7 protein-coding genes are annotated in these 6,605 nt (G+C 49.4%); all 7 read left to right on the top strand.

The genetic code is table 11. The features are described from left to right. The first annotated feature begins 455 nt into the window (after positions 1-455). Positions 456-1,184 (top strand): amino acid ABC transporter ATP-binding protein, encoded by a 729-nt coding sequence (locus tag PCH02S_RS30600; RefSeq protein WP_127457888.1) that lies wholly within the window; start codon positions 456-458, stop codon positions 1,182-1,184. Between the two features lie 97 nt (positions 1,185-1,281). After that, positions 1,282-2,157, top strand: coding sequence for a glutamate ABC transporter substrate-binding protein (locus PCH02S_RS30595; protein WP_127457887.1), 876 nt, complete (start codon positions 1,282-1,284; stop codon positions 2,155-2,157). Between the two features lie 61 nt (positions 2,158-2,218). After that, on the top strand, positions 2,219-2,869 hold the full coding sequence (locus PCH02S_RS30590) for an amino acid ABC transporter permease (protein ID WP_127457886.1): 651 nt from the start codon (positions 2,219-2,221) through the stop codon (positions 2,867-2,869). 4 nt (positions 2,870-2,873) lie between these two features. Further along, complete coding sequence (locus tag PCH02S_RS30585) at positions 2,874-3,524, top strand: amino acid ABC transporter permease (protein WP_127457885.1); 651 nt, start codon at positions 2,874-2,876, stop codon at positions 3,522-3,524. 33 nt (positions 3,525-3,557) lie between these two features. Continuing rightward, the gene (locus PCH02S_RS30580) at positions 3,558-4,319 is read left to right on the top strand and encodes a TSUP family transporter (RefSeq protein WP_127457884.1); all 762 of its coding nucleotides are present in this window, start codon (positions 3,558-3,560) and stop codon (positions 4,317-4,319) included. Between the two features lie 41 nt (positions 4,320-4,360). Next, positions 4,361-5,614 (top strand): sensor histidine kinase, encoded by a 1,254-nt coding sequence (locus tag PCH02S_RS30575; RefSeq protein WP_246069312.1) that lies wholly within the window; start codon positions 4,361-4,363, stop codon positions 5,612-5,614. 5 nt (positions 5,615-5,619) lie between these two features. Next, positions 5,620-6,519 (top strand): response regulator, encoded by a 900-nt coding sequence (locus PCH02S_RS30570; RefSeq protein WP_127457882.1) that lies wholly within the window; start codon positions 5,620-5,622, stop codon positions 6,517-6,519. Positions 6,520-6,605: the final 86 nt, after the last annotated feature.

Raw genomic sequence — 6,605 nt, 5'->3', positions numbered from 1 at the left:
CTCGTGGTTGCCATTCCACCTAAATCGGCAAAATAGAGGATCGTAGTTCCCTCCAAGTTGCCACATCACAGTTTTCCAGAAAAATAGAGGCTCATACTTCTTTCAAGCAGCCCCGCACTATAATCGTCGCCGTCACGGCGAAGTCCCCGTCTAGGGTTGTCTCGCTCGCGGCCCCGGCGGAGCCCCCGCCGGCCGTTGTCTCGTTCGTCGCCCCGCGCTCGTAGCCGCCGGGACACCGCCGTCCCGCCCCAACCCACTGTTTCACCCAACGATGAGACGGTTAAACATACTATAGGTCGGTACCCCGCCTTAACAAAAATTTCAAATCTTTTTTCTGTCCCATGTCGGATTGTATAAGATTCCATAGTTTGATATTAAGATTTAAAGACATCAAGTGTAAGTTAACATGACAAATAGTTTACATGGTTAAGCTTTTAAGCGAAGGGGGGGTTCCATTGATCTCATTCCAGCAAGTAGAGAAGCATTACGGCAATTTTCATGTGCTCAAGGGAATTGATCTTCAGGTCCAGCAGGGGGAAGTTGTCGTCGTCGTCGGTCCGTCAGGTTCAGGCAAAAGTACGCTGCTCAGATGCATCAATCGACTGGAGACGATCACCAGCGGTGAACTGACCGTAAACGAGCGCAAAGTCAGCGACAGAAAAACGGATATCAACAAGCTGCGCCGTGACATTGGGATGGTCTTCCAACATTTTAATCTGTATCCGCATAAAAAGGTCATCGATAACATCACGCTTGCGCCAATGAAAGTGCTCGGCCTGCCGAAGAAGGAAGCGGAAGAAACGGCGATGTACTACCTTGAGAAGGTAGGCATTCAGGACAAAGCCGGAAGTTATCCCTCGCAACTCTCGGGGGGTCAGCAGCAGCGGGTAGCCATAGCCAGAGGGCTGGCGATGAAGCCGAAAATTATGCTCTTCGACGAACCGACATCGGCGCTGGATCCAGAGATGGTGGGCGAGGTGCTGGACGTCATGAAGGCGCTGGCGCATGAGGGAATGACGATGGTTGTAGTCACGCACGAGATGGGCTTCGCCCGGGAAGTGGCGGATCGCGTTGTGTTTATGGATAAAGGTCAAATCGTCGAAGAATCGCCTCCAGAGGAGTTTTTCGTCAATCCGAAAGAAGAGCGGGCACGACTGTTTCTAAACCGCGTTTTGAATCACTAATATCTGCGTCACTAATTATCTGTTCTGAATCACTAATATCCGTCCTGCATCACTAATCCCGCATTCTAAACCATTAATAATAAGGAGATGAACTTATATGATAGCTAAAAAGTGGAATTTTATCGTGATGTTAACAGCCGTATTCGCATTGGCAGGGTGTGCCTCAACATCCACATCGGGAGGGGCATCCAGTACGCCAGCAGGTTCGCCGGGAGCAAGCGCGAGCGCGCCAAGCTCGGCCAAGCCGGCAGGCGGGGCATCGGTTCTCGATGAGATCAAGAGCAGAGGCAAGCTGGTCGTTGGCGTCAAATACGACACGAAGCTGTTCGGCTTGAAAAATCCGACCGGCGGCGAAGTCGAAGGCTTCGACGTGGATATCGCCAAAGCGCTGGCGAAGGAAATTCTCGGCGATGAGAAGAAAATCGAACTGAAGGAAGTAACGTCCAAAACGCGTATCCCGATGCTCGACAACAAGGAGATCGACATGATTGTCGCCACGATGACGATCACGGACGAGCGCAAGAAGCAGGTTGAATTCTCCGATGTTTATTTTAAAGCGGGACAGTCCCTGCTAGTGAAGAAAGGCAGCCCGATCAAATCGGTTGCCGATATTAAAAAGGGCACCAAAGTACTGGCGGTAAAAGGCGCTACGTCCGTTGGAAACATTAAAGCCAAAGCACCGGAAGCGACGGTACTGGAGTTTGATAACTACCAAGATGCCTTCAGCGCCCTCAAAGCGGGACAAGGGGATACGCTGACTACGGATAATGCGATCCTCTACGGCATGGTGGCACAGGATCCGAACTTTGCGGTTGTCGGCGAGCCGTTCACGGATGAGCCTTACGGCATCGCGATGAAAAAAGGCGAAACAGCGCTTCAAACCGTGGTCAACGACAGCCTCAAGAAGCTGAAATCAAACGGCGAATACGACAAGCTATATAAGAAATGGATCGGCGAGGCGCCATCCAAATAACAAAGATCAGATGGGTGGCCGCAAGCTGCCCATCTTCTGTCTATGAGGGGGGCGCAAGCCGATGCCGGATTTCTCGATTTTTACCGACCACATTGATATTTTTATGAAAGGCTTTGTTAACACCATCTGGGCTAGTCTCATTGCATTAATCGGCAGTTTTATTCTGGGGACGTTGATCGCCATCTGCCGGATCTCATCCGTAAAGCCCTTGCAGTGGCTAGGTACGGCTTACGTGGAGTTCATTCGAAACATTCCGCTCTTGCTCGTCGTGTTTGTCTTTTTTTATGGCTTGCCCTCCTTGGGCGTTACCTTGAGCGGCTTCGTCTGCGGAACCTTGGGCCTGACGGTTTACACGGCAGCTTTCATCGCTGAAGCGATTCGGGCCGGCATCATGTCCGTGCCGCTCGGCCAATCGGAAGCCGCAAGGTCCTCCGGGTTGACCTACGGGCAAGCGATGTGGCATGTCGTCCTCCCGCAAGCGATCAAAATCGTCATACCGCCCCTGAGCAACCAGTTTATTAACCTGGTTAAGAATTCGTCGGTGCTAGGAGTGTTTGCGGGCCTTGATCTTATGTATTTCGGCGACATGATAGCAAGCGAGACGTACGCTACATTTGATACGTATATTTTCATCGCTGTGCTTTATTTGCTCTTAACGCTGCCGTTAAGCTACGGTGCCTTGTATCTAGAACGTAAGCTGGCGAGGGGGTGAATGAATGGATATTTTGCATGCTTTCTCCGCTGACAATATGAGATTTATTCTCGAAGGATTTTACATGACGCTAAAAGTTGCCTTGATTGCCATCATTCTCAGCTTTCTTGTAGGCTGCGTCGTGGGAACGGTCCGTTATACGAAAATCCCCATCGTTTCACCTATTTTAGGCATTGCCGTAGAGCTGCTTCGCAACCTGCCGCTGCTGCTAATCATATTTTTCGCTCGGTTTGCCCTGCCGGATATCGGCATTAAGCTGGGGCCGATGAATGCGACGATTGTGGCGCTAACGCTTTTTGAAGGGGCGATGATCGCGGAAATTGTGCGAAGCGGGCTCAACTCTATCGACAAAGGGCAGATCGAAGCCGCTCGTTCTTCTGGATTAGGCTATGTCCAGACGCTTTGGCATATCGTGATTCCACAGGGGCTTCGCCGTATGGTTCCTCCGCTCGTCAGCCAGTTTATCTCCCTGCTCAAAGATACATCTCTTGCCATTGTTATTTCCTTGCCTGAACTGATGCATCATGCGAAAATAGTAATTGGACAAAGTTATAGCTATACCATACCAATTCTGTTTGTCGTGGCTGTGCTTTATTTTGCAGTCAATTATGCCTTATCGTTGGCGGCGCGAAGATTTGAAGCGAGAATGGTGTAGAGAATTTGAGCAGGAAGAGGAGTTATTGACATCATGTTACACTTGAGTTGGGAAATGTTAGTGTTCGTCATCGTTGGAGGGTTTGTGGCTGCCTATGTCGATTCGGTCGTGGGAGGCGGGGGATTGATCGCCTTACCCGTTCTTCTGGCAACGGGATTGCCACCGGCTATTGCGCTGGGAACGAATAAACTGGCTGGCACGATGTCGTCGCTGACGAGCACCATTTCCTTTATGCGTTCAGGCAATATCGATTTCAAAGCGGTAAAAAGTTTATTCCTTTTATCATTATTAGGAGCTGTTTGCGGAACGATGGTACTTCGGCAAATTCCTTCGGATTTTCTTAAGCCGTTGGTCGTCGTCATGCTGATTCTGATAACCATCTATACCCTTTTTCGGAAAAATTGGGGGAGCAGCTCGACATTCCGCCAGTACTCGACCAAAACAGCCCTTCTCATGGGAGGCGCCGCTTTCGGCTTAGGCTTTTATGACGGCTTTTTTGGACCTGGCACGGGTTCCTTTCTTATATTCGTTTTTCTTATGTTAGGTTTTGATTTTGTGAAAGCGGCTGGCAACGCCAAAATGCTCAATTTCGGAAGCAATATAGCGAGCTTGGCTACATTCATGGTGCTGGGTTCCATCAACTACGGGATCGGGATTCCGATGGGAATCGCGATGATTTGCGGCTCCTTATTAGGCTCGCGCATGGCAATTCGCAAAGGTTCAGCGTATGTACGCCCTTTATTTCTTACCGTATGTATACTTCTAATTAGCAAGCAGATATGGGATTTAATCTAGGGGGTGATCGGCTGGGACGCTTGAAAAATGAAGGGCTACAAATGATTCTGATCGCCATTGTGACGGCGATTGCCGGCGAGTTCAAAATTACGCCCTTCAGCGGCGAAGTGTTTCGGATCGGTCTTGGGAGCAGCACCTTTCTTCTGTGCCTGCTTTTGCTCAAACATTTGCCTTATCTCTATACAGGCCTTATTACCGGCATTACCGTTTTGCTGTTTCGCTCCATAGAGGCGGGGATTATGACGCACGGAGCTGTATCGCTTGGCTGGAGCATGCAGACGCACTTGCCTGCGATGCTGTACTATATAGCTTTTGCGGTGGGCATGAGCTGGATAAAGCAGAAAATGGGGAAATTCCATCCCCTCGTGCTTGGCATATTCCTATCGCTTATTGATCTCATGTCCAATGAGATTGAGCTGCTGGCGCGCAGCGTCATTTTCGATACCCCCTACAAGTTTTCACAGCAGTTAGTATATATTTCGGTGATTGCCCTCGTGAGAAGCTATTTTGTGGTAGGCATCTACAGCAGCGTGACCATTCATCAGATGAGGGTCCTCCACAGTGAGCAGCAGAAGCGGATGGAGCAGATGTTGAATACGAACAGTGGACTATATGGCGAAGTTTTCTACCTGCGTAAGTCCATGGAAACGATTGAGCAGCTGACAGCCAAAAGCCACAATTTATACGAAAGAGTGAACGGCACGGGGCTGAAAAGTTATGCCCGCACGATTTTGGAAATCACGCAACAGATCCATGAGGTGAAAAAAGACTCACAGCGCATCCTTGCCGGCTTATTAAAGCTGTTTGACCGGGAATTCGCTTCGAATATGAGGCTGGCGGAAATCATCGAGTTCGCGATAAAATCCAACCTGGGCTACAGCGGGATGATCGGCAAAAGGATTCAATTTACCACTGATCTACGCATCAATTATGATTCGGATCACTATCTTCCTCTGTTGACGGTTATGAATAATCTGTTGTCCAACAGCGTGGAGGCAATCGAAGATCAGGGGACGATTCACGTCAGTGCTTACGGGCGCGGCGCTGAAACGGTTCTGACGGTCTCGGATACGGGGACGGGGATTGCTGATCTGGAAAAGGATATGATTTTCGAGCCTGGCTTTACAACGAAATTCAATCAGGAAGGTTTTGCTGCAACCGGCATCGGGCTTTCTCACGTACGGGATATTGTTCATTCCTTAGGCGGGGATATTCATTTGCGTTCGGATGAGCCAGGGGCCCAGACAACTTTTGTGATCACCTTATTGACCGATACGTTGAAAAAAGGAGCGTAGAGATCATGCTGTCTTTCGGAATTGTGGACGATGATGCGGTAAGCAGGCTGATGCTGCACAAAATTATTGAAAAAGGCGGGTTAGGTGAAGTCGTAGGAACGGCAGGCAGCGGTAGCGAAGGGGAAAAGGTGCTGCTCGAAACGTCTCCGGATGTCGTTGTCATCGATCTGCTGATGCCGGATCAGGATGGCATTGAGACCATTATTCGACTTAAGGAGCAAGGTTTTCAAGGCAAGTACGTCATGATTTCGCAGATAGAAAATAAAGAGATGATCGGCAAGGCTTATCAAGCCGGAGTCGAATACTATATTCAAAAGCCGATTAACAAAATCGAAGTGGAAGCGGTGCTTTCCAAGGTCAACGAACAGTGGAAGATCAGCCGTTCCCTGAAGGAGATTCAGGACTCTTTAACGAAGTTGAGCCTATTGAACAGTCCGGAGAGCCCTCGTAAAAAACGCAGCGTGCGCGAGATCGTACAGCCTATTCTCATGGACATGGGCATTGTTGGTGAGAGCGGTAGCCGGGATGTAACGGACATTATCGAACATCTGACGAAGCAGCATCGAGGTGACGGGATACCGCCACTGAAGGAGCTGTATGAGACGGCGGCTCGGAGCCACAAACTGGAAGAAGCTGATGTGGAAAAGGAAGGGAAAGCCGTTGAGCAGCGTATTCGCCGCGCCGTTATGGCTGCCTTAGCCCATATAGCTAGCATAGGCTTGACGGATTACAGCAATCCGAAATTTGAGCATTATGCGCCGCTCTATTTTGAGTTTCAGGATGTCCGTTTGAAGATGAAAGAAATCGATGAGAACTTGAAGTCGGAGAAAAGTAAAATTAACATCAAAAAATTTCTCCAGGTGCTTTATCTGGAAGTTACGGACAAGATGCGAAGTGAGCATTAGGCCCGGAAGATGGGTGTTACGCGGTTGCTAATTGACCGACGGTTATGATATGATTTTGTACATAGTGAAGAAAAGGAGGTGAAGGT

Source organism: Paenibacillus chondroitinus NBRC 15376 (genome assembly GCF_004000765.1).
Classification (GTDB): domain Bacteria; phylum Bacillota; class Bacilli; order Paenibacillales; family NBRC-103111; genus Paenibacillus_E; species Paenibacillus_E chondroitinus.
The sequence above is the reverse complement of the archived record's forward strand: the minus strand, read 5'-3'. Positions and strand labels throughout refer to the sequence as shown.

Coding starts and splice junctions, on each gene's coding strand:
- PCH02S_RS30595 (WP_127457887.1), top strand. CDS start 1,282: ATGATAGCTAAAAAGTGGAATTTTATCGTGATGTTAACAGCCGTATTC.
- PCH02S_RS30590 (WP_127457886.1), top strand. CDS start 2,219: ATGCCGGATTTCTCGATTTTTACCGACCACATTGATATTTTTATGAAA.
- PCH02S_RS30585 (WP_127457885.1), top strand. CDS start 2,874: ATGGATATTTTGCATGCTTTCTCCGCTGACAATATGAGATTTATTCTC.
- PCH02S_RS30580 (WP_127457884.1), top strand. CDS start 3,558: ATGTTACACTTGAGTTGGGAAATGTTAGTGTTCGTCATCGTTGGAGGG.
- PCH02S_RS30575 (WP_246069312.1), top strand. CDS start 4,361: ATGATTCTGATCGCCATTGTGACGGCGATTGCCGGCGAGTTCAAAATT.
- PCH02S_RS30570 (WP_127457882.1), top strand. CDS start 5,620: ATGCTGTCTTTCGGAATTGTGGACGATGATGCGGTAAGCAGGCTGATG.